Annotated in this window: 20 protein-coding genes and 1 riboswitch; of the genes, 4 read left to right on the top strand and 16 right to left on the bottom strand. The window is 71.5% G+C overall.

Annotated features, from left to right (window positions below; genetic code table 11):
- Nucleotides 1-229: 229 nt before the first annotated feature.
- Both ACFYYT_RS18235 and ACFYYT_RS18230 read right to left on the bottom strand, forming a co-directional pair.
- Nucleotides 230-676, bottom strand: coding sequence for an SRPBCC family protein (locus tag ACFYYT_RS18235; RefSeq protein WP_351820885.1), 447 nt, complete (start codon nt 674-676; stop codon nt 230-232).
- Between the two features lie 100 nt (nt 677-776).
- Nucleotides 777-1,559 (bottom strand): metallophosphoesterase, encoded by a 783-nt coding sequence (locus ACFYYT_RS18230; RefSeq protein ID WP_351820888.1) that lies wholly within the window; start codon nt 1,557-1,559, stop codon nt 777-779.
- Nucleotides 1,560-1,824: 265 nt separating this feature from the next.
- Here ACFYYT_RS18230 and ACFYYT_RS18225 point away from each other — a divergent pair, with 265 nt between their 5' ends.
- A complete protein-coding gene (locus ACFYYT_RS18225; protein ID WP_351820891.1) occupies nt 1,825-3,621 on the top strand; it encodes an AMP-dependent synthetase/ligase in 1,797 nt (598 codons plus the stop codon).
- A gap of 18 nt (nt 3,622-3,639) precedes the next feature.
- Here ACFYYT_RS18225 and ACFYYT_RS18220 read toward each other — a convergent pair whose 3' ends face one another.
- The 7 genes from ACFYYT_RS18220 to ACFYYT_RS18190 form a co-directional block, all read right to left on the bottom strand.
- A complete protein-coding gene (locus ACFYYT_RS18220; RefSeq protein ID WP_351820894.1) occupies nt 3,640-5,256 on the bottom strand; it encodes a GMC oxidoreductase in 1,617 nt (538 codons plus the stop codon).
- A 234-nt stretch (nt 5,257-5,490) separates the two neighbouring features.
- Entirely contained in the window at nt 5,491-6,633 is a 1,143-nt protein-coding gene (locus ACFYYT_RS18215) for a glycosyltransferase family 4 protein (RefSeq protein WP_351820897.1), read from the bottom strand.
- Nucleotides 6,634-6,656: 23 nt separating this feature from the next.
- The gene (locus tag ACFYYT_RS18210) at nt 6,657-7,781 is read right to left on the bottom strand and encodes a hypothetical protein (RefSeq protein ID WP_351820900.1); all 1,125 of its coding nucleotides are present in this window, start codon (nt 7,779-7,781) and stop codon (nt 6,657-6,659) included.
- Between the two features lie 20 nt (nt 7,782-7,801).
- Nucleotides 7,802-8,854 carry an NlpC/P60 family protein gene (locus ACFYYT_RS18205; protein ID WP_351820903.1) on the bottom strand — a complete coding sequence of 351 codons (1,053 nt, stop codon included), beginning with the start codon at nt 8,852-8,854 and terminating at the stop codon, nt 7,802-7,804.
- Nucleotides 8,855-9,119: 265 nt separating this feature from the next.
- Nucleotides 9,120-10,190 carry an NlpC/P60 family protein gene (locus ACFYYT_RS18200; protein ID WP_351820906.1) on the bottom strand — a complete coding sequence of 357 codons (1,071 nt, stop codon included), beginning with the start codon at nt 10,188-10,190 and terminating at the stop codon, nt 9,120-9,122.
- A gap of 284 nt (nt 10,191-10,474) precedes the next feature.
- A complete protein-coding gene (locus tag ACFYYT_RS18195; protein WP_351820972.1) occupies nt 10,475-11,839 on the bottom strand; it encodes an NYN domain-containing protein in 1,365 nt (454 codons plus the stop codon).
- 39 nt (nt 11,840-11,878) lie between these two features.
- Nucleotides 11,879-12,118 carry a hypothetical protein gene (locus ACFYYT_RS18190; RefSeq protein ID WP_351820975.1) on the bottom strand — a complete coding sequence of 80 codons (240 nt, stop codon included), beginning with the start codon at nt 12,116-12,118 and terminating at the stop codon, nt 11,879-11,881.
- 133 nt (nt 12,119-12,251) lie between these two features.
- On the opposite strand from ACFYYT_RS18190, the gene ACFYYT_RS18185 reads away from it, so the two are divergent.
- Both ACFYYT_RS18185 and ACFYYT_RS18180 read left to right on the top strand, forming a co-directional pair.
- The gene (locus ACFYYT_RS18185; RefSeq protein WP_385316797.1) at nt 12,252-12,974 is read left to right on the top strand and encodes a rhomboid family intramembrane serine protease; all 723 of its coding nucleotides are present in this window, start codon (nt 12,252-12,254) and stop codon (nt 12,972-12,974) included.
- Nucleotides 12,971-13,252: an Lrp/AsnC family transcriptional regulator gene (locus ACFYYT_RS18180; protein ID WP_008738815.1), complete on the top strand. Its 282-nt coding sequence runs from the start codon at nt 12,971-12,973 to the stop codon at nt 13,250-13,252. Before ACFYYT_RS18185 ends, ACFYYT_RS18180 begins: the two co-directional genes overlap by 4 nt.
- 99 nt (nt 13,253-13,351) lie before the next feature.
- Here the strand turns inward: ACFYYT_RS18180 and ACFYYT_RS18175 are convergent, their stop codons facing one another.
- The 6 genes from ACFYYT_RS18175 to ACFYYT_RS18150 form a co-directional block, all read right to left on the bottom strand.
- Nucleotides 13,352-14,749, bottom strand: a complete 1,398-nt coding sequence (locus tag ACFYYT_RS18175) for an aminotransferase class V-fold PLP-dependent enzyme (RefSeq protein ID WP_351820912.1) — start codon at nt 14,747-14,749, stop codon at nt 13,352-13,354.
- Between the two features lie 222 nt (nt 14,750-14,971).
- A riboswitch (SAM riboswitch) is annotated at nt 14,972-15,088 on the bottom strand.
- Between the two features lie 83 nt (nt 15,089-15,171).
- Nucleotides 15,172-16,236 (bottom strand): anthranilate phosphoribosyltransferase, encoded by a 1,065-nt coding sequence (gene trpD / locus ACFYYT_RS18170; protein ID WP_351820915.1) that lies wholly within the window; start codon nt 16,234-16,236, stop codon nt 15,172-15,174.
- A gap of 168 nt (nt 16,237-16,404) precedes the next feature.
- Nucleotides 16,405-18,060, bottom strand: a complete 1,656-nt coding sequence (locus ACFYYT_RS18165) for a cytochrome bc complex cytochrome b subunit (protein ID WP_351820918.1) — start codon at nt 18,058-18,060, stop codon at nt 16,405-16,407.
- Entirely contained in the window at nt 18,057-19,115 is a 1,059-nt protein-coding gene (locus ACFYYT_RS18160; RefSeq protein ID WP_351820921.1) for a Rieske 2Fe-2S domain-containing protein, read from the bottom strand. The genes ACFYYT_RS18165 and ACFYYT_RS18160 overlap by 4 nt, the downstream gene beginning before the upstream one ends.
- Nucleotides 19,112-19,921 carry a c-type cytochrome gene (locus ACFYYT_RS18155; RefSeq protein WP_351820924.1) on the bottom strand — a complete coding sequence of 270 codons (810 nt, stop codon included), beginning with the start codon at nt 19,919-19,921 and terminating at the stop codon, nt 19,112-19,114. Before ACFYYT_RS18155 ends, ACFYYT_RS18160 begins: the two co-directional genes overlap by 4 nt.
- A gap of 76 nt (nt 19,922-19,997) precedes the next feature.
- Nucleotides 19,998-20,618, bottom strand: coding sequence for a heme-copper oxidase subunit III (locus ACFYYT_RS18150; protein ID WP_053676065.1), 621 nt, complete (start codon nt 20,616-20,618; stop codon nt 19,998-20,000).
- A 199-nt stretch (nt 20,619-20,817) separates the two neighbouring features.
- Here ACFYYT_RS18150 and ACFYYT_RS18145 point away from each other — a divergent pair, with 199 nt between their 5' ends.
- Entirely contained in the window at nt 20,818-21,222 is a 405-nt protein-coding gene (locus ACFYYT_RS18145; protein ID WP_351820927.1) for a hypothetical protein, read from the top strand.
- Nucleotides 21,223-21,366: 144 nt separating this feature from the next.
- Here ACFYYT_RS18145 and ACFYYT_RS18140 read toward each other — a convergent pair whose 3' ends face one another.
- Nucleotides 21,367-22,614: an Ig-like domain-containing protein gene (locus ACFYYT_RS18140; protein ID WP_351820930.1), complete on the bottom strand. Its 1,248-nt coding sequence runs from the start codon at nt 22,612-22,614 to the stop codon at nt 21,367-21,369.
- Nucleotides 22,615-22,715 lie beyond the last annotated feature (101 nt).

The raw sequence follows: 22,715 nt of genomic DNA, 5'->3' as shown, positions 1-22,715 counted from the left end.
CGACCCCCTATCCGACCCGGCGAAAAGGCCGGCGCCGCTGCGAAAACACGACCGTCGGACGGCCCGGCCGAAGGCCGGCCCGGCCGAACGGCTCGCACGGCTGCGAAGGCCCGTGCCGCCGGGGAGAGCAGGGGCCCGGGCGCCTCGTCGCGCGGCGCGGCGGGGAGGTCCGGCCGCGGCGGCGTGCGGGGGCTGGGGCGCCGCCGCCGCGGGCAACCGCCGTGCGGGCTCAGGCGGTCTTGGACTCGACGCGCTTCTTCAGGCCCGCCAGCGCGCGGTCGATGATGACCTTCTCCGCCTTGCGCTTGATCATGCCGAGCATGGGGATCTTGACGTCCACCGTCAGCTGGTAGGTGACCTCCGTGCTGCGGCCGCCCGCCAGCGGCGCCAGCCGGTAGGAGCCGTCCAGCTGCCGCAGCATCTGGGACTTGTCCAGGGTCCAGCTGACCTCGTCCTGGCCCGTCCAGCTGTAGGCCAGGGTGTGGTCGTCCTTGATCGCGCCCGCGTCGAGCAGCAGCCGCACCTTGGCCGCGCGGCCCTCGGCGTCGGTGGCCAGCACCTCGGCCTCCTTCACCTCGCCGGTCCACTCGGGGTAGCGGGCGAAGTCGGCGATCACGGCCATGACGTCGGCCGGCGCGGCCTCGATCGTGATGCTCGAGCTGGTGTGTTCCGCCATCGCGGTCGCTCCTCCGGGGAGTGTTCGACAAGTGTGCGGGCGGCCCCCGGCCGCCGCGTGAAGGCTACCGTGCGTGCGGGTCCCGGCACTCCCGCCCCTCTCACCACTCCAGCGCCCACGGCCGCCCGGTCGCCGCGAAATGGCCGACGTTGACGCACTCCGTGCCGCCGATCCGGGCGCGCCGCGCCAGCGGCTGGTGGACGTGCCCGAACAGCGCGTACCGCGGCCGGGTCCGCCGGATGGCGGCCAGCAGGGCCTCGCTGCCCCGCTCGAAGCGGCGCGCGACGGTGTCGTAGCAGAGCTCGGGAACCTCCGGCGGAATGTGCGAGCACAGCACGTCCACCTCGCCCAGGGCTTCCACCTTGGCGGCGTACTCCTCCTCGTCGACCTCGTACGGCGTGCGCATCGGCGAAGGCAGGCCGCCGCCGACGAAGCCGAAGACGCGGCCGCCGATCTCCACGCGCTGGCCGTCGAGGACGGTGGTGCCGGGTCCGGCGTACTCGGGCCACAGACCCGGGATGTCGACGTTGCCGTAGGTGGCGTACGTGGGACTGGGGAAGGCGGCGAACATCCGGGCGTACTGCCGGCGCACCGCTTCCTCGATCAGCCGCTCCCTGTCCAGGCCGTCCCACAGGCTGCGGCCGAATTCCCTCGCCTCCACGAAGCGCTTGGCGGTGCGCAGTTCGACGATGCGGTCGGCGTTCTCGATGCCGAAGAGCTCGGGGAAGATGCCGCGCGAGTGGTCGGCGTAGTCGAGGAAGAGCACCAGGTCACCGAGGCAGATGAGGGCGTCGGCGCCCTCTCCTGCCCGGGCGAGGGCTTCGGTGTTGCCGTGGACGTCGCTGACGACGTGGACCCGCGTACGACTCTTCGTGCCACCCATGCGGCCACCCTAGGGGCGCCGGGGCCCGGCCCGGTAGAGGGGCCCCCGCAGGCGGCCGGACCTGCGGTTACTTCCGAGTCGCGAACCGGGTCGACTACTGTCGGCAAGGCGGCCGGGGGTGCGCCGCCGTCCGGGCGGAGTAGGGCGATGTACAGAATGTGACGCACGGAACATCTGGCCGGTTCCCTCTATCCGGAACCCACTACCGGTGGGTAACGTCCGGTCGGTCCACACAGTGGCGATGGCGCCCAGAGGAGCAGCAGTCTTGCGCGAGTTCAGCCTTCCGGCCCTGTACGAGGTCCCTTCGGACGGAAACCTGACGGATCTCATCCGCCGCAACGCCGCCCAGCATCCCGACACCGCCGTCATGAGCCGCAAGGTCGACGGCCGGTGGCAGGACGTGACCGCGACGGAGTTCCTCGCCGAAGTGCGGGCCACCGCCAAGGGCCTGATCGCCGCGGGCGTCGAGCCCGGCGACCGGGTCGCCCTGATCTCCCGCACCCGCTACGAGTGGGTGCTCCTGGACTTCGCGATCTGGACGGCGGGCGGCGTCACCGTCCCCGTGTACGAGACGAGCTCCGCCGAGCAGGTCCAGTGGATCCTCGGGGACTCCGGCGCGGTCGCCGTCATTACGGAGAGCCCGGCGCACACCGCGACCGTGGCCTCCCTGCGCGACCGGCTGCCGGAGCTGCGCGAGGTCTGGGAGATCGAGCAGGGCGCCGTGGCCGCGCTGCGGACCGCGGGCGCCGCGGTCACCGACGCCGAGGTGGACGCGCGCAGCACCCTCGCCAACGCCGACGACCCCGCCACCATCGTCTACACCTCGGGCACCACCGGCCGCCCCAAGGGCTGCGTGCTGACCCACCGCAACTTCTTCGCCGAGTGCGGCAACGTGGTGGAGCGCCTGAGCCCGCTCTTCCGGACCGGCGAGTGCTCCGTGCTGCTTTTCCTGCCGGCCGCGCACGTCTTCGGGCGCCTGGTGGAGGTGGCGGCCGTGCTGGCGCCGATCCGGCTGGGCTGCGTACCGGACATCAAGAACCTGACGGACGAGCTCCAGTCGTTCCGGCCCACCCTGATCCTCGGGGTGCCGCGCGTGTTCGAGAAGGTCTACAACTCGGCGCGTGCCAAGGCCCAGGCCGACGGCAAGGGCAGGATCTTCGACGCGGCCACCGACACGGCCATCGCCTACAGCCGGGCGCTGGACGCCCCGGGCGGTCCGTCCTTCGGCCTGCGCCTCAAGCACAAGGTCTTCTCGAAGCTGGTCTACAGCAAGCTCCACACGGTCCTCGGCGGGCGCGGCGAGTACGCGATCTCCGGCGGCGCGCCGCTGGGCGAGCGGCTCGGGCACTTCTTCCGCGGCATCGGCTTCACGGTGCTGGAGGGGTACGGCCTGACCGAGTCCTGCGCGGCCACGGCCTTCAACCCGTGGGACAAGACGAAGATCGGTACGGTCGGCCAGCCGCTGCCCGGCTCGGTGGTGCGCATCGCGGACGACGGCGAGGTGCTGCTGCACGGCGAGCACATCTTCAAGGAGTACTGGAAGAACGAGACGGCCACCGCCGAGGCCCTGACGGACGGCTGGTTCCACACCGGCGACGTCGGCACCCTCGACGAGGACGGCTACCTCGCCATCACGGGCCGCAAGAAGGAGCTCATCGTCACGGCGGGCGGCAAGAACGTCGCCCCCGCGGTGATCGAGGACCGGATCCGGGCGCACGCGCTGGTCGCGGAGTGCATGGTGGTCGGCGACGGGCGGCCGTTCGTGGCGGCGCTGGTCACCGTCGACGAGGAGTTCCTGGTCCGCTGGGCCGCGGAGAACGGCAAGCCGGCCGGGGTGACGGCGGCGGAGCTGCGCGAGGACGCGGAGCTGATCGCCGCCGTCCAGAAGGCCGTGGACGACGGCAACGCGGCGGTCTCCAAGGCGGAATCGGTGCGGAAGTTCCGTATCCTCGGCTCCCAGTTCACCGAGGAGTCGGGCCACATCACGCCCTCGCTGAAGCTGAAGCGGAACGTGGTGGCGAAGGACTTCGCGGACGAGATCGAGGCGCTGTACCGGGGCTGAGCCGCCCCGCACGGCGCCCTACCGGGGGTCCTCGGCGAGGATCCGGGCCATGTTCCGCTCCGCGAGGGCGGTGATGGTGACGAACGGGTTCACCCCGAGCGACCCCGGTACGAGCGAGCCGTCGACGACGTACAGCCCCTGGTAGCCCTTGGCGCGGCCGTAGGTGTCCGTGGCCTCGCCGAGGACGCAGCCGCCCAGCGGGTGGTAGGTGAAGTCGTCGGCGAAGGCCCTGTTGCCGCCGAAGAGGTCGTAGCGGTAGATCGTGAAGTTGGCCCGGTTGACGCGGTCGAAGAGGTTCTTGGCGGCCCGTACGGCCGGGGCGTTCTGGTCGCGCCGCCAGTTGAGCCGCGCCGAGTCGGTGGCGGCGTCGTAGGTGAAGTGGCCGCGCTCCGGGTTCTTGGTGATGGCCAGGTACATCGAGATCCAGTGCTCGAAGCCCATCGGGAGCGGGGCGATCTCCGCGAAGACGGGGTTGGCGGGGTTGTCCCAGTCGTCGATGCCCAGGGCGGGCATGGTCGCCTGGTTGGCCCCGACGGTGTCCCACAGGTGGTTGGCGCGGGCGGTCATGACGTTGCCGTTGGGGCCCCAGCCGAGTCCGACGCGGTCGCTCAGCGCGGGCAGCGTGCCGCACTCGCGGGCGCGCAGCAGGATCTCGGTGGTGCCGAGGCTGCCGGCGCCCAGGAAGAGCTGCTTGCAGCCGAGTTCGCGGACCTGGGTGACCTTGCCGGTGACGTCGCTGGTCCGCACCGTGAGGACGTAGCCGCCGGCCGGGTCGGGGCGTACGCCGACCACGCGCTGCATGGTCTCGATGGTGACGTTGCCGGTGCCGAGGGCGGCGGCCAGATAGGTCTTGTCGACGCTCTTCTTGCCGTGGTTGTTGCCGTAGATGACCTCGCCGGCGAGGGCGGACCTGGCGGCGGTGCCGGCGGCCTCGCGCTTCATGTACGAGAAGTCGTAGACGTTGGGCACGAAGGTGGTCTTCAGGCCGGTGTTCTGGGCGTGCTTGCGGGAGATCCGGGCGAAGCGGTACCACTCCGTGGACTCGAACCAGGCCGGGTCGATGTCGTTCACGCCCAGCATGGCGCGGGCGCGCGGGTAGTACGTGCCGTACATCTCGTCCGCGTCGACCTGGGGCAGCACCTCGGTGAAGTACGAGCGCCTCGGGGTGGGCGACATGCCGCCGTTGACGAGGGAGCCGCCGCCGACGCCGCGGCCGACGTAGACCGACATCTCGCCGTAGTTCACCCGGTCCAGGACGCCGGGGTAGGGGCTGATGTCGCGGTTGACCACGTCGAGCCAGAGGAACTGGGCGAGCGGGGCCTCGGTGCGGTTGCGGAACCACATGGAGCGCTGGTCGGGCGCGGAGGTGGAGGGGAAGACCTTCCCGTCGGGCCCGGGGGTGTCCCACAGCCGCCCCATTTCGAGGACGACGGTACGCACCCCCGCCTGTCCGAGGCGCAGCGCGGCGACGGCGGACCCGTAGCCGGAGCCGACGACGATGGCGGGCGCGTACTGCGCGGCGGGGGGTTCGGCGGCGGCCGCCGAGGAGAGCCCGATGCGGGTGAATCCGAGGGCCGCCGCGGTCTGGAGCGCGCCGATGCCCAAGAGGTGACGGCGCGTCAGGTTGGGAGTCATGGCCGCATCATGAGCGGATTCCGCCCAACCGGCCATAACCCGCGCTGACACGTATGTGAGTGACAGTCAGACATGGCTCGACCGTAGGCCGGAGCCCGCCCGCGCCCGCCCGGTTTCCCGGTCCGCGCCCGCGCCGGGCGGCGGGGAGCGATAATGCCCCGCCCGCCCGGACCGGGCCCGGGTACCGGCGGGATGCCGGCCGGACCCCCGGGCCCCCGCCCGCCGGACGTACGCCTACAGCAGCTCGCGCAGGCGCTCCGCCAGGAGGTCCCAGCGCCACTTCTCCTCGACCCAGGCGCGGCCGCGGGCGCCCATGCGCGCGCGCAGTTCCGGGTCCCTGAGGAGGGCGACGATCCGGTCGGCGGCCTCGTCCGGGGAGCCGCCGCGGACCACCCAGCCGGTCTCCCCGTCGAGCACCGCGTCGGGCGCGCCGCCCGAGTCGCCCGCGACCACCGGCAGACCCGTCGCGGAGGCCTCCAGGTAGACGATCCCGAGCCCCTCCACGTCCAGGCCGCCCCGCCGGGTCCGGCACGGCATCGCGAAGACGTCACCCGCGCCGTAGTGGGCCGGCAGCTCCTCCCAGGGGACGGCTCCGGTGAAGACCACGGAGTCCGCGACCCCGCCCCGGGCGGCCAGCGCGCGCAGGTCCGCCTCGTACGGGCCGCCGCCCACGACCAGCAGCACCGCGTCCGGCACGGCCGCCAGGATCCGGGGCATGGCCTCGATCAGGGTGTCCTGCCCCTTGCGCGGGACCAGCCGGGAGACGCACACGACCACCGGCCGGTCGGTCAGGCCCAGCCGGGCCCGGACCTCGGCGCCGCCCGAGCCGGGGTGGAAGGTCTTCTCGTCCACCCCCGGCGGGAGCTGGACCATCCGGGCCGCCGCCCGCTCCGTGACCGCGGAGGCGATCCGCGCACGCGTGTACTCCCCCAGGTAGGTCAGGGTGTCGGTGCCCTCGCCGATCCGCCGCAGCAACTGCCGCGCGGCCGGCAGCTGCGCCCAGCCCGCCTCGTGCCCGTGGGTGGTGGCGACCAGCCGCCGGGCGCCCGCCCGGCGCAGCGCCGGGCCCATCAGGCCGAGCGGGGCGGCCGCCCCGAACCACACCGACCCGCAGCCGTGTTCGCGCAGCAGGGACACCGCCCGGCGGGTCACGCGGGGCGTCGGCAGCAGCATGGTGGTGCGGTCCCGCACCACCGGGAAGGGCTGCTCGGCGTCGAAGGCGGCGGTGGCCGCCCGGCCCTGCGCTCCGTGCTTCCAGGTGGAGGCGTAGACGACGACCTGCTCGGGGTCGAGGCGCAGCGCCATGTTGTGCAGGAAGGCCTGGATGCCGCCCGGGCGCGGCGGGAAGTCGTTGGTCACGATCAGCGTCTTGTGCATCGCTGCCAACGTACCGGACGGCGTCAGCCGAGTTCGTGGCGCAGGGCCTCCTGCCAGGCCCGCGTCAGCTCCTGCCGGTCCGTGCCGAGGACGGTCTCCAGCGCGGCCGGCAGCGGCTCGCGGCCTGCCTGTTCGTAGAGCCGTACGAGCGCCGCCGCGCCCCACCGGTCCGCGATGAGCCGGCAGGCCAGCCAGGCCCCTTCGTACGCCCGCGCGGTGGCCTCCTGGTCGCCGCCGAAGGCGAACGCCGCGTCGGCCGGGAGCGCGCCGGGCGGCCCCCCGGCGCGGACGGCGCGGGCGAGGGTGGGCGCCGCCTCGGCGGGGGTCAGCGGGCCGTCCCGGTACGCGACCCAGTCGGCGAAGCCCTCGGACAGCCATTGCGGGGTCCCGGCCGTGGTGGCGGCGCGGGTGGCGACGTGGGTGGCCTCGTGGGTCAGGACGACGTCCTTGCCCGCCGCGCCGAGCTGCGCGTACCCCTCGGGGTTGATCACGATCCGGTCGGCCGGGGCCGGTCCGCCGCCGGTGCTGCCGGTGGTGACGGCGCCCAGCCCCCGGTAGGTGGCGGCGGGCTTCCCGAGCAGCGCGGCCATCGCGTCCAGCGAGCCGGGGACGAGCACCACCACCCGCCGGGCCCAGGCGCGCGGCCAGGCGGCGCTCACGGCGGGCACCGCCCGGTCGGCCTCCCGGCCCACCTCGGCCAGCGTCGCGGGGCTCTGGCCGACGCCGAGCACGAGGGAGGCGGTGCCGCGTACGACGGCCACCTCGCCCTGGTCCCACAGCTGCGCCGGCGCCCCCGGGGCGGGCCCGTCGGAGGTGACCTTCCAGGCGGCGCCCTCCCGGGTCAGCTCCACCTCCCGGGCGGACCCGGCGGGGGCGCCGTCGTAGCCGGCCAGCCGGTAGCGCAGCTCGGCGCGCACGTGCGCCCGTACGCCGTCCAGCCGGACGGAGCCGACCTCGTAGGCCCACCCCTCCAGCGGGAGCCCGGCGAGCCGCGCGGGCGGGGTCCGCGACCAGGCGGCGACGGCCTCCCGGACCCCGGCGTCCCCGGACCCGGACCCGGACCCGGCCCCGGTCGGCCCCCCGCACGCCACCAGCAGCGCGCAGAGCAGCAGCGCCGGCAGGCGCGGGGCGGTACGGAACGGGGTCACCCGGCCGATCGTACGCAGCCCTAGGGCCGGGTCACCGAGGAGACCGGCATCATCCCGACGGGGTCGTAGCGCACCCGGGCGCCCGGATAGGGGGCGTGGATCACCTGACCGTTGCCCACGTACATGCCGACGTGGCTGGCGTCCGAGCGGTACGTCACCAGGTCCCCGGGCTGGGCCTGCGAGAGCGGCACCTGCCGGCCCGCGTACCGCTGGGCCTGCGAGGTGCGCGGCAGGGAGACCCCCGCCTGCCGGTAGGACCACACCATCAGCCCGGAGCAGTCGAAGCCGGAGGGGCCGGTGGAGCCCCACACGTACGGCCGGCCCACGGCCGCCCGGGCCGCCATCACGGCCGTCATGGCGCGGCCCGAGGCGTGGCCTCCGTCCCCGGCGAAGGACGGGTCCGGCAGCACGTCGGCGCGGCCGGCCGAGCGCGAGGCCCGCTCGAAGTCGGCCCGCTCCCCCGACGGCATGGCGTCGAGCAGTTGCCGGGCGGCGGCGAGCTTCGCCGTGACGGAGCGCTTCTGGGTGGCCACCTCGGTGCGCAGGACCTCCAGTTCGGAGAGCTTGCGGGTGGCCTCCTGGCGCTGCTGGCCGATCCGGCGCTGTTCCTCGCGCAGTTCGCCCAGCTGCTGGGCCTGGCGGCCGCTGAGCCGGTTCAGGACGGCCGACTTGTCGAGGTAGTCCCGGGGGTCGTCGGACAGCATCAGCTCGACGGTCGGGTCGAGGCCGCCCGAGCGGTACTGGGCTCCGGCGAAGGCGCCGAGGACCCCGCGCATGGTGTTGATGCGGTCCTGGCCGCGGGCGACCGCGTCCTGGGCCCGGCTGATCTCGTCCCGCAGCCGGTCGGCCTTCTCGCCCGCCTCGTTGAACCGTTCGGTGGCCTGTTCGGCCTCTTCGAAGAGCCGGTCGACCTGGGCGCGGGAACCGGTGGAGGGGGCCGGCGGGAGCCCGGGTGACGCCTGTGCGGGTGCGCCCGTCAGGGCCACGGCGGCGGTGGCCGCGGCGGCGGTCAAGACGGTGACCTTGGTGCTCCGGTCGAGGCCGCTGAGGCCGGTCCGGCGATGGGACGCCACGTGGAACCGCTCCCTTCCGCTGCGCGGGACCCGGGTCCGCCCTCCGTGGACGGCCGTGTGCCGGGCTCCGCGCTGGCAGACAGTAGCCGCGCCACCACGCACCGGCCAACGACCGGCGCGGGGCGCACATGCCGACGCCCCGCCTCAGACGCAGGTCACCGGCGGGGCGTGGGGTCAGGGGCGGTCCGCGCAATTCGCCCGGATGGGCGGTGTGCGGCGCGTCCCCGCGACGGGGCGCCCCTGGGACGGGGCGGGCGGGGACGGGTCAGCCGACGCGGACGCCGAACTGGAAGGGCATGTTCTTCATGGCCTCGTAGCGGACGCCGCCGGTGGGGTTGGAGGCGTGGAAGACCTGGCCGTTGCCGGCGTAGAGGCCCACGTGGTGCAGGTCGTCGTAGAAGAAGACCAGGTCGCCGGGCTGGAGCTGGCTCATGCCGATGCGCGTGCCGTCGTTGGCCTGGGTGTAGGTGGTGCGGCTGATGTTGATGCCGGCCTGCGCGTAGGCCCACTGCGTCAGTCCGGAGCAGTCCCAGGAGTCGGGGCCGGTGTCGCCCATGTGGTAGCGGTCGCCGTTCTGGGTCAGCGCGGCGGCGAGAGCGTCCGCGGCCCGGCCCGAGCCCTTCACGGCGCCCCCGCCCGATCCCGCTCCGGCCCCGGGCTTGGCGCCGCCGCCCCCGTTCGCGGCGTTCGCGGCGCCCTCGCCGTCCTTGGCCGCCTCGTTCTTGAGCTGCGCGCGGTCGTCCGCGGTCAGCGAGTTGAGCTGGGCCTGGGCGTCGGCGAGCTTGTCCTGGGCGGTCTTCTTCTTCTCGGCCAGCTCCTTGCGGGTGGCGTCGAGGTCGGCGAGCTTGCCGGTGGCCTCCGCGCGCTGCTGGGCGAGGCTGCGCTGCTTGGCCTGGATCTTGGATATCGCCTCGACCTGCTTGCCGCTCAACTGCTGGAGCGTGGAGGCCTTGTCGAGGTAGGACTGCGGGTCGGCGGAGAGCAGCAGCTCCACCGACTGGTCGAGGCCGCCGCCGCGGTACTGGGCGGTCGCCATCGAACCGAGCGTGTTGCGCAGGCCGTTGAGCTCGTCCTGGCCGCGCGCGACCTGGTCCTGGAGCTGCGCGATCTCCTTCTCCAGCTTGTCCTGGCGGTCCTTGGCGGCGTTGGCCTTCTCGCCGGCCTGCTCGGACTCCCCGTAGAGGGCGTCGACCTTGGACTTGACCTCGTCCTTGCTGGGCTTGTCCGGTGCGGCCATGGCCGACTGGGAGGAGAGGGCGACGGCCGCGGTGGCGAGCGCCGTGAGCACGCTCACGCGCGTACGGGTGGGCGGCTTGGGTCGACGGTGGGACGCCACGAAAGCGAGCTCCTTCTTCCTGGAGCCGCCGAAGACGGTCGCAAGCTCGGCGGCACGCCTCCGCCCGCACCCGAATGGGTGAACTGCCGCACGAAGGTTTGAACAGACCCTAGTGACCCGCCTGTGATCAGTTCAAATCCTCGCGAGAAAAATTCCGCTTCGGGGCCGGCCTTTTTGCCCGTGGCGCACGCTGCGTGCCGGGGAGTTGACGGTACGTCCCCCACCCCGGCCACCAATTCCGGCATTGCGCCCAGCAGTTACGAAAGCCGCCAAAGCCCCTTCGGCTACGAAACCCTCGACAGCCGCTTCAGCAGCAGCGCGGACGTCACCGGCCGGGCCCCCGCCTTCGCCACCCCGTCGGCCACCTCCCGGTCCGTGGAGACCACGACCACCGGACGGCCGGGCGGCTCGGCCCGCACCAGCTGGCGGATCAGCTCGTCGGCCGTCACCCCGGCCTTGGAGAACAGCACCCGCACCCCGCGCGGCGGGGCGAGCAGCACCGGCGCCGCCAGTTCCGCCCCGTCGAACACACAGGTCATCTCGGCACCGGTCTGCGCGGCCAGCATCGACAGCCCGCCCAGCAGCCGCAGCCGCTGCTTCTCCAGCGGCATCGTCGGGTAACCGGTCTTGGTCACGTTGTAGCCGTCGACCACCAGGTGCGCCTGGGGCAGCGCCAACAGCTGGTCCAGCAGCGCCGGATCGGTCTCCGACAGGGCCCGCGCCGCAATGTCCTTCGGCGTCATCCGGCCCGGCTCCACGGCCTCCACCGTGTCGGCCGGCCGCGTCGAGAGCGGGGGCAGCGCCAGTTCGCGGCGCAGCCCCGCCGCCGCGTCCAGCACCGTGTCCAGCAGCAGCCGCAGCCGCATGTCCTCGATGCTGCGCCCCTCGCGGGTGGCCCGGCGCGAGGTCTCCAGCGCCGACTCCACCTCCGCCAGCCGGGACTTGAGCCGCCGGGTCTCGCTCTCGGCGGCCGCCACCTGCGCGGCCGCCTCGGCCCGGAACCCGTCGATCTCCGCCGTCACCTTGCGCAGGGCCGCCTCGCCCCGCTTGACGTCGCTCAGGGCACTGCGCAGTTTGCGCTGAAGCGATTCCGCTTCCTTGCGGGAGGCGTCCAGATCGGCCCGCACCTGGTCGCCCCCGGCGCGCTGCTGCTCCCTGGCCTGGGCCAGTTCCCCGCGCAGCCGCTCGACTTCCCGGCGGGTCTCGTCGCCGACCCGCTCGGCGTCGGCGCGCTGCGCCTCCTCGCCGGCGGCGGCCACCAGCTTCACCCAGCCGGCCGGACGCAGCACGTACGCGGCGGCCGCCACGTCCAGCGGGTCCGCCGCGGCGGGCGGGGCGGCGGAGTCCAGCGCGGCCGCCAGCTCCGGCTGCGCCTCGCGCAGCTTCTCCGCGACCCGGCTGCGGAAGGCACCGTCCGTCTCCACGGCGGCCGCCATGGCGTTCCCGGCGAACTTGGCGCGCCGGGTCGGGGTGAAACGGGCGTACTGGCGCAACTGCGCCGGAAGGTCCGCGACCGTCAGTCCGCCGAAGGCGTCCGAGACGAGCGCGACGACCCGGCGCCGCACGCCTTCCGGCAGCGGGCGGTCGAGCACCTCGGCGGCGTCGCCGGCCGCGTCGGCCGGCTCAGCGCCGCTTGCTGGCTCCACAATCCGTCACCCCTACCGTGATCTACTGTGGGCCCGGCTCCCTCAGGAGCCGGTGCCCGGCCTGTCCACGAGCTCGATCTGGTCCACCGCGTTGCACCAGCGACAGCGGACCGACTCGATGGTCTCACTGACCACCTCGCGCTCCTCGACCTTGGGCTCCCCGGCGAGGTCCAGGTGGACATACTCGACGACCTTCGACGAACGGGTCACGTCGAACCGCGTGAGGTTGCCGCACAGCGTGCAGCGCCACCGGGTCGTGTCGGTCGGCAGGGGAACCGTCATCAGGCCGCTCTCTCCTTCGTAGCTCATTCAATCAAAGCGTTCACAGCCGCGCGTGGCGGTCTCGGACCGCAGCACGTAACCCTACGGCCTGGCAACGCCACCGGAGGGGTGCACCTGCGTCATGCTCAGTCGCATGATCGTAAAGTGGCGGACGGTCCGCGAGGCCGCCCGGGGCCCGGTGGTCACGTACGCGCTGATCGCGGGCTGCTGCCTGGCGTTCGTGCTCGGCCCGGCCTCCGGCCTGAATCCGTCCTACGGCACGGGCGACCGGCTGCTGGACGCGGGCACGCAGTACTTCCGGCACTGGGGCGTGGTCCCCGACGAACTGTTCTCGGGAGCCGGGCGCCCGCTGCTGACCCCGCTGACCGCGCTCTTCGTCCACGGCAGCTGGCTGCACCTGCTCGGGAACATGCTCTTCCTGCACGTCTTCGGCGCGATGACGGAGGAACGGATGGGCCGGGCGCCCTTCCTGGTCTTCTACGTGTGCACCGGATACCTGGCGCTGGCGGCGTACGCGGCGGCCAACGCCTCCTCGGACCAGACCCTGGTCGGTGCGTCGGGGGCCATCTCGGCGGTCCTCGGGGCCTTCCTCTGCCTCTTCCCGAAGGCGCGGGTGACGAGCCTGTTCCCGTTCCTGCTCTTCCTGCCGCTGCGCTTCCCGGCCTGGATCGTGCTGATGTTCTGGTTCGCCCTGCAGTGGCTGGCCGCGCAGCGTGCGGAGAGCGGGCCCGGAGTGGCCTATCTGGCCCACGTGGTGGGCTTCTCGGTGGGCTTCCTCTACGCGTGGGCGCGCTATCGGCGTACGACTAGAGTGAGGAGACCAGTGACTGCCGGCGAGGGAGACAGCCAACCGTGATCACCGCGATCGTGCTCATCAAGACCAGCGTGGACCGCATCCCCGAGATCGCCGAGTCCATCGCCGCGCTGGACAGCGTCAGCGAGGTCTACTCCGTCACGGGCACGTACGACCTGATCGCGCTGGTCCGCGTCGCCCGCCACGAGAACCTGGCCGACATCATCCCCGGCCGCATCAGCAAGATCCCGGGCGTCGAGGCGACCGACACCCACGTGGCGTTCCGCACCTACTCGCAGCACGACCTGGAAGCAGCCTTCGCCATCGGCCTGGACGCGTAACACCCGGCCCGGCAGGGCCCGGCCCGGAGCCGGCGGTGGTCTCCGGCGAACCCGCGGACGGCCGGGACGGGGTCCCGGCCGGTCAAGGTCCGTACGGTGTCAGACGGCCGGGACGCAGCGGCCCTCTTCCGTGCGGTACTGCCACTTGGCGCCGTCCGCGACGAGTTCCCGGACCGCGCGCACGAACCGCTCGACGTGCTCGTCGGGGGTCCCCGCGCCGAAGCTGACCCGGATCGCGTTCAGCGAGCGCTCCCCCGGCGCGGCCTCCGGGGCGCCGCACTCACCCGGCTCCTGCGGCTCGCTGCCGAGCAGGGTGCGCACCAGCGGGTGGGCGCAGAAGAGGCCGTCGCGCACGCCGATGCCGTACTCGGCGGACAGCGCCGCCGCGAAGTGCGAGCTGTTCCAGCCGTCCACCACGAACGAGATGACGCCGACGCGCGGGGCATCGTCCCCGAAGAGGGACAGGACGCGGACGGCCGGGACCTCGGCCAGGCCCTCGCGGACCTTGGCGATGAGGTGGTTCTCACGGGCGACCAGGCTCTCGAACCCGGCCTCCTTCAGGGCCCGGCAGGCCGAGGCGATGGAGTAGACGCCGATGACGTTCGGGGAGCCGGCCTCGTGGCGGGCTGCGGTGGTGTGCCACTCGACGTCCACACCGCCGTCCTCGCGGCGGGCCACCTTGCGGGAGGCGCCGCCGCCCGCGAGGTAGGGCGGCGCCTGCTGGAGCCAGTCGGCGCGGCCGGCGAGCACGCCCGATCCGAAGGGGGCGTACAGCTTGTGGCCGGAGAAGGCGATCCAGTCGACGTCCAGCTCCTGGACGGACACGGGGTGGTGCGGCGCCAGCTGGGCGGCGTCCAGGACGATCCGCGCGCCGTGCGCGTGCGCGGCGGCGGCCAGCTCCTTGACCGGCCACAGCTCACCGGTGACGTTGGACGCCCCGGTGACGCACACCAGCGCCGGGCCGTAGGGGTCCCGGTCGGCCAGCGCCCGCTCCAGGGTCGCGACGGCCTGGGCCGGGGTACGGGGGGCGTTGAGGTAGGTGACCTGCGCGTCGCCCCAGGGCAGCAGCGAGGCGTGGTGCTCGGTCTCGAAGACGAAGACCTGGCAGTCGGCCGGGAGGACGGCGGCCAGCAGGTTCAGCGAGTCGGTGGTCGACCGGGTGAAGACCACCTGGTCGCCGGGGCGGCAGTCCAGGAACTCCGCGACCGTGACGCGGCTCTGCTCGAACAGGTCGGTGGACAGCTGCGAGAGGTACCCGGCGCCGCGGTGGACGCTGCCGTAGTACGGGGCGTACGCGGCCACGTCGTCCCAGACCCGCTGGAGCGCCGGGGCGCTGGCCGCGTAGTCCAGGGCGGCGTAGGTGACCTCGCCGCCGGTGACGAGCGGCACGGTGACGTCCCGGCCGAGGACCGGCAGCGGCTCGGCACAGGCGGGGCCGGCGGCGGCGTCGGCGGCAACGGCGGTGGTGGTGGCGGCGGCGTTCAGGGTTGCGGACATGGCGGTATCTCCCGGCAGGCAGGGCTGAATGGCTTCGTTGTTCGCCCGTACGCGGGTACGGCTCGGCGGCCGGCCACAGGGGTACGGGTGGAGCCTCGGAAGGACATGGGGGTACGCCTCAGCGACCCTGTTCCGAGGGGTGAAGAAGGGGCGGAGTCGCCCTATCGCATTCGCTTGCTCACGGAAAAGCTCCTCGAAGACCCAGGACCCCTGGTATCGAGGGATCCGCGCTTGCCGTAGACCTCGCTGCCTACGACCTGGTCATCACCCGGGGCACCCCGCCACGGAAGGAGGGTTGCCGGACAGCGAGCCGGGGCCAAAACGCTGTCACTCGTGACCTGAGCAGCATCCTGCCACAAGATCCCCCACGCACAAGACCCCGGTCCACCATGTGGACCGGGGTCTCGCGGGGGGGCGACCGATCAGGCGTTGCTGGCGGCCACCCAGCGCTCCAGCGCCGCCCCGGCCGAACCCGAGTCGATCGATTCGGCCGCACGGGCGATGCCCGCCGCGATCTGCTCCTCCAGGGAGCCCGTGCCCGGGTCCAGCGCCACCAGGGCCGCCGCCGAGTTCAGCAGGACGGCGTCGCGTACGGGGCCGGTCTCCCCGGCCAGCAGCCGGCGGGCGACGTCCGCGTTGTAGGAGGGGTCCTCGCCGCGCAGGTCGGCGACGTCCACGAGCGGGATCCCGACGTCGCGCGGATCGAACGGGAGCTCGGTGACCGTGCCCCCGCGGACCCACCAGACCCGGGAGGTGGCGGTCGTGGTCAGTTCGTCCATGCCGTCGTCGCCGCGGAAGACCAGCGCCGAGGAGCCGCGCTCCGCGAGCACCCCGGCGACGATGGGCGCCACCCGGGGATCGGCCACGCCCGTGGCCTGCGCGCGCACCCGCGCCGGATTGGTCAGCGGACCGAGGAAGTTGAAGGTGGTCCGGATGCCCAGTTCCTTGCGGGCCGCCGCCACGTGCCGCAGCGCGGGGTGGAACTTGACCGCGAAGCAGAAGGTGATGCCGGCCTCCTCGACCACCTCCGCCACCCGCGCCGGGGTGAGGTTGAGGTTGACGCCGAGCTTCTCCAGGACGTCGGAGGAGCCGCTCGCCGACGATGCGGCCCGGTTGCCGTGCTTGACCACCTTGGCGCCCGTACCGGCCACCACGAGCGCCGACATCGTGGAGATGTTGACGGTCTTCGCGCCGTCCCCGCCCGTGCCGACGATGTCCACCGTGCGGCCCGGGACCTCGATCAGGTTGGCGTGTTCGTACATGGCACGCACCATGCCGTTGATCTCCGCGACGGTCTCCCCCTTGGCCCGCAGCGCCACCATGAAACCGGCGATCTGCGCGTCCGTGGCCTCGCCCCGCATGATGCGGTCCATGGCCCAGGCGGTGTCGTCCGCGCCGAGGTCCCGGCCGGTGAGCAGGGCGTCGAGGAGGCCCGGCCAGCCGCGGGCCGCCACGCTGTCGCCGCCTGCCGGGGTCACAACGTTCATGGTCCGCTCCTGCTGCTCGGAAAAAAGTTCCACGTGGAATGGGGAAGGATCTCAGCCTATCCAGCCCCGGAGACGGCAAAGAGCCCCGTCCAGACACTGGACGGGGCCCTCACCGTGGCAACACCGGGATTGGCCGGAACCGATCCCTCTAACGGGTCTTACCGGAGGTCAGTGGTGGCCGTGGCCGCTCTGGATCTCCTTGTACTCCTCCACCGTGGGCTTCGGGATGTGGGTGTTCTCCCCGTAGAAGCCCCTGCTGAGCTTCGCGCGCAGCTTCTCGGTGGCCTTCACCTTGCGCTCGACACCGTTCTCGTCGACCGTCGGGCCGATCTCGATCGGCTCGTACTGCGTGTGCGAGGTGAGGGTGTGCAGCTTGCCCTGCGAGAGCGGCTCGTGGACCTCGACGAACTCACCGTGCGGCAGGCGCTTGATGATGCCGGTCTCGCGACCGTGCAGCACCTTGTCGTGGTCCCGGCGCTGGAGGCCGAGGCAGATCCGCTTGGTGATCACGAAGGCGACGACCGGGCCCACGAAGAAGCCGATCCGCGCGAACCAGGTGATCGAGTTGATCGACAGGTGGAAGTACTGCGCGAACATGTCGTTGCCGCCGGCGATCAGCAGGATCACGTACCAGGTGAGCCAGGCGACACCGAAGGCCGTACGGGTCGGGACGTTGCGCGGGCGGTCCAGGATGTGGTGCTCGTTCTTGTCCCCGGTGACCCAGGACTCGATGAACGGGTACACCGCGATCGCGACCAGGATCAGCGGGAAGATCACCAGCGGGATGAACACGCCCAGGACGAGCGTGTGGCCCCACAGGTTGATCTCCCAGCCCGGCATGGCACGGATCAGGCCCTCGGAGAAGCCCATGTACCAGTCGGGCTGCGCACCGGTGGACACGTGGTCCGGACGGTACGGGCCCAGCGCCCAGATCGGGTTGATCGACGCGAGCGCCGCGATGGCCGCGATGACACCGAAGACCAGGAAGAAGAAGCCTCCGGCCTTGGCCATGTAGACCGGCAGCAGCGGCATGCCGACGACGTTGTTGTTCGTCTTGCCGGGACCCGCGAACTGGGTGTGCTTGTGGTAGAAGACCAGGATCAGGTGGGCCACCAGCAGGCCCATCATGATGCCGGGCAGCAGCAGGATGTGGATCGAGTAGAACCGCGCGACGAAGTCGCCGCCGGGGAACTCGCCGCCGAAGAGGAAGAACGACAGGTACGTGCCGACGACCGGCACGGACAGGATCGCGCCCTCCATGAAGCGGACACCGGTGCCCGAGAGCAGGTCGTCCGGCAGGGAGTAACCGGTGAAACCGGTGAACATGCCGAGGACCAGCAGCAGGAAGCCGAAGACCCAGTTGACCTCGCGGGGCTTGCGGAACGCACCCGTGAAGAACACGCGCATCATGTGCACGAGCATGGCCGCGACGAAGATCAGCGCCGCCCAGTGGTGGATCTGCCGGATGAGCAGACCGCCGCGGACGTCGAAGCTGATGTCCAGGGTCGAGGCGAAGGCCTCGGACATCTGGACGCCCTGCATCGGCACGTACGAGCCGTGGTACACGACCTCGTTCATGCTCGGGTGGAAGAACAGCGTCAGGTACACACCCGTGAGGATGATGATGATGAAGCTGTAGAGGCAGATCTCACCCAGCATGAAGGACCAGTGGTCCGGGAAGATCTTGCGCATGTTGGACTTGGCCAGGCTGTAGATGCCCAGGCGGCCGTCCGCCCAGTCCGCTACGCGCTCGCCGGCCGGCGCCTTGCGCCCCGGGGTGCCCGGGGCGCCGGCGGCTGATGAATTCGTGGTGGCAGTGCTCATCCGCGCTCCCAGAAAGCAGGACCGACGGGCTCTTCGAAGTCGCCGTGCGCTTCGAGGAAGCCTTCGTCATTGACGCCGATCCGCAGCTGCGGAAGCGCGTGACCGGCCGGGCCGAAGATGACTCGGGCGCCGTCGGAGAGGTCGAAGGTGGACTGGTGGCACGGGCAGAGCACGTGATGCGTCTGCTGCTCGTACAGGCTGATCGGGCAGCCGACGTGGGTGCAGATCTTGGAGTAGGCCACGATCCCCTCGTGGGACCACTCCAGCTCCTGCTTGTCCTTGATGTCCTCCGGCTTGATCCGGACGATCATCAGGGCGGCCTTGGCGATCTGCGTCTGGAAGTCGTGCTGGTCCTCCTCCAGGCCTTCCGGCCGGGCGAAGGTCAGCGAACCGACGAGCACGTCCTCGGGACGCAGCGGCTCGTTCGTGTTGTCGTTGATCAGCAGCTTGCCCTTGGCCCACACGGTCTTGCGCAGCTTCTCCTCGGGCAGGGGCCCCAGGTCGCGCAGGATCACGACGGCGGACAGCGGCAGCATGGCCAGCGCGCCGAGCATCGTGTTGCGGATCAGCGGACGGCGGCCGATACCGGACTCGCTCGCACCGTCGGCGAAGTCCTGGAGGACCTTCGCCTTGACCTCCGGCGGCGCCGCGATCGCGTGGCGCTCGTCGGCGACCTCCACGTCGGACATCAGGGTGCGGGCCCAGTGGACCGCGCCCGCGCCGATGCAGAAGAGCGCCGTGCCCAGGGTCAGACCGAGCGCGAAGTTCAGCGCGCTCACCTTCCCGATGGGGAAGATGTAGACGATCTTGTCGACCGGGAGGGTCACGTAGGAGGCGATGAAGCCGATCGTGGCCAGCATCGACAGCGTGAACAGCATCGCCACCACGCGCTCGGACCGCTTGGCGGCCCGCTCGTCGATGTCCTGGATGCGCGGCTTGTGGACCGGGAGGCCCGGGTCCGCGAACGGCGCGTCCGCGACCGCCACGCCACCGTGGTGCGCGTCGCCCTGCTCGCTCGGCAGGTGCTTCTCTTCGGGAATGTCTTGGCTACTCATGACTTCTTGGCCTTAGCGGTGTGGGCCGCGACCCAGACGGCGACAGCGATCAGCGCACCCAGACCGAAGATCCAGCCGAACAGACCCTCGGAGACGGGGCCGAGGCCGCCGAGCTTGAGGCCACCGGGGCTGGTCGACTTATCGCCGTTGACGTTCTGGAGGTACGCGATGATGTCCTTCTTCTGCTTCTCCGGCATGGTGCGGTCGGGGAAGGAGGGCATGTTCTGCGGGCCGGTGAGCATGGCCTCGTAGATGTGCTTCGGCTCGACGCCCTCGAGGTTCGGGGCGTACTTGCCGTTCGTCAGGGCGCCGCCCTCGCCGGTGAAGTTGTGGCACTGCGCGCAGTTGTTGCGGAACAGGACGCCACCGTTGGCGATGTCGGCACCGGCCGGGTCGTACTGCTTCTCGGTCGGCGTGATCGGACCGGCGCCGAGGGAGGAGATGTATCCCGCGAGCTGGTCGATCTGGGCCTGGGAGTAGATGACCGGCTTCTTCGGCACCTGGGCGCCGGGCTGCTGGGCCGGCATGCGGCCGGTGCTCACCTGGAAGTCGACGGCCGCGGAGCCGACGCCGACCAGGCTGGGGCCGTCAGTGGAACCCTGACCGCCGGTTCCGTGGCAGCTTGCGCAGCCCACGGCGTAGAGCTTCTTGCCCTCCTCGATGGCGAGGGACTGGGCGGTTTCGTCGGCCTTCGCCTGGCTCGCGGGCGCGAAGGCGGCGTACAGCCCCCCAGTGACCGCCAGCGCGAAGAGTAGAACGACGACCGCCGCCAGCGGATGGCGTCGTCGTGCGGAGAGCTTTTTCACGGATTACCCCGGTGTCAGGATCTTCTGCGTCGGTGTTTCTGGATGGAGTGCCGGGTCGGGCCCGGCGACGTGTTCGCTACTTGATCAGGTAGATCGTCGCGAAGAGGCCGATCCAGACGACATCGACGAAGTGCCAGTAGTAGGACACGACGATGGCCGACGTGGCCTGTTCGTGGGTGAACCTCTTGGCCGCGTACGTCCGGCCGAGGACCAGCAGGAAGGCGATGAGACCGCCCGTCACGTGCATACCGTGGAAGCCGGTGGTCAGGTAGAACACCGATCCGTACGGGCCGGACGAGAGAGACATGCCCTCGTGCTTGACCAGCTCGGTGTACTCGAACACCTGGCCGCCAATGAAGATCGCACCCATGACGAACGTGATGATGAACCACGTCCGGAGCTTCTTCACGTCACCGCGCTCGGCGGCGAATACGCCGAGCTGGCAGGTGAGCGAGGAGAGCACCAGGATCGTCGTGTTCGTCGCCGAGAAGGGCAGATTCAAGGCCGAAGCCTGTTCTGTCCAGTACTCGGCGCCTGTCACGGATCGCAGGGTGAAGTACATCGCGAAGAGGGCCGCGAAGAACATCAGCTCGGAACTCAACCAGATGATGGTTCCGACGCTGACGAGGTTCGGCCGGTTGACCGTCGGGTGCGCGTGCCCGGTATCTACTGTCGTTGCTGTCGCCACGACCGACATTATGTCGGTCGCTTATCCCGCCCTCACCCCGGGGGGTGCCGTTCGGAGTGTCAGGGGGGTGTGCAAGGCCCGAACGGCCCATCAGATCGCCCTCCCGGCGGCTTGCGCGAGGCTGTCGGAACCGATGTTGACGACCGGTCGGACGGAGTAGCATCCCGCGCAACATCAACGTGATTCACGTGACACGTGGAGGAACGAAATGCGGGCGACTGCGCGGGTTCTGGTCTACAGCGATGACGCGGGCACCCGGGAGCAGGTGCGGCTGGCGGCCGGGCGCAGGCCGGCGGCGGACCTGCCGCCGGTGGAGTTCCTGGAGTGCGCGACGCTTCCGGCGGTCCTCGCGGAACTGGACGCGGGCGGCATCGACGCCTGCGTGCTGGACGGCGAGGCGGTCCCGGCCGGGGGCATGGGCGTGTGCCGGCAGATCAAGGACGAGATCTTCCGGTGCCCCCCGGTGCTGCTGCTGATGGGGCGCCCCCAGGACGCCTGGCTGGCCACCTGGAGCCGCGCGGACGCCGCCGTCACCCTTCCGGTGGACCCGGTGGAGTTCCCCGAGGCCCTGGCGGGCGTCCTGCGGGCCCGGCTGGCCTCCAGCGCGGCCTGACCGGCTCTCCAGGGTCGACCGAGCCGAAGGGGCCGCGTCGGCGAAGGAGGGCGAGCGCCCGGAGGGATTCGTGAGGAACGGGCGAATCCTGCGGACGCACGCCCTCCCGGAGCCGGCGAGAGCGGCCCCGGAGGCGAAGCCGACCTAGACTTGAGGCCGCAGGCGGGCCTGGTCCATGGGGGTGCGGCCTTCCTGGGTACCCTTCAGGAGGGCGCTGCCTTCGCGCCAGTCCTTCCAGTCCATGTTCCAGTCGCCGTAGCCGTTGCCGAAGGTGTCCATGTCGTCGCCGATGCTGTTGATCACACGGACGATGTCGCCCTCGGTGATGTTCTCGTAGAACCAGGCGGCGTTGCCGGTGCTCATGCCGGTGCACCCGTGGCTGACGTTCTCGTAGCCCTGGGAACCGACCGACCACGGCGCGGCGTGCACGTACTCCCCGCTCCACGTCACCCGGGTGGCGTAGTAGACGGGCAGGTTGTAGTACTCGCTGCCGCCGATGCCCACGGTGTCACCGCGCATCTGGACGAAGTACTGCTTGCCCAGCACCACCTTGACCCCGTTGCGGGTGGAGAAGCCGGGCTTTCCGGTGGTCACCGGAATGGTGTTGATCACTTCTCCGTTCCGCTTGAACGTGAGGTAGTGCGAGGAGGCGTCGGTGGTGACCTCCACCCGGTCCCCGATCTCCAGGGTGAGCGGCTTGGAGGCCGAGCCGTGGAGCTCGTCGGAGATCCGCACGCCCTCCAGGTTGCTCCGTACGGAGACGGTGGAGTGCGCCGGCCAGTAGTCCTTGGGCCGGAAGTGGATGGTCTTGTCGTCCACCCAGTACCAGGCGCCCTCGACGTTGTCCGGCGTGTCGACGACCAGGGCCCGCTCCACGATGGCGCGGGCGGCCTTGTCCTTGACCGGCTCGCTGAGTTCCGCCGTGAGCGGCTGTCCGACGCCGTACTTGCCCTCGTCCGGGCCGAATTCGACCTTGAGGACCTTCTTGGCCGGTGTGGTGTCGAACGCCAGCGTGCGCTGCCCTGGAGCGCCGCGTTCGTCCTCCGTGCTCACGGTGACCGTGTAGCGCACGCCTGCGGCCATCGGGGCGGTGCTGTGCCAGCGGTCGCCCTTGGCGGAGAGTTCGCCCGCCAGGCGCCGGCCGTGGGTGTCCACGGCCATGACGTCGGTGATGCGCGCCGCCGACTCCTTGAGGGTGACTTCGAGCGGCTTGTCGGGGTCGGCGGGGCGTCCGCCGCCGGCCTCGTTGAAGGAGACGTGCTCACCCGCGTCGTACGGGCGGGCTGACAGCGGGTTCTTCTCGCCGGACCCGCATGCGGTGGCGCCGGCCCCGAGGGACGCGACCAGCAGGGAGCAGCTGAGTACCGTCCAAAGACGCGGAGAGTGGTTCATGGAGCCAACGCTATGAAGATATGACAAATACGGCGCGCGGGGTGACTGCAAACGAGGGGCCCGGACTCCTCCGAAAAGGTGTCCGGGCCCCTCAGGTCACG

It is taken from the genome of Streptomyces sp. NPDC002032, assembly GCF_042890765.1.
Lineage (GTDB): Bacteria > Actinomycetota > Actinomycetes > Streptomycetales > Streptomycetaceae > Streptomyces.
The sequence above is the reverse complement of the archived record's forward strand: the minus strand, read 5'-3'. Positions and strand labels throughout refer to the sequence as shown.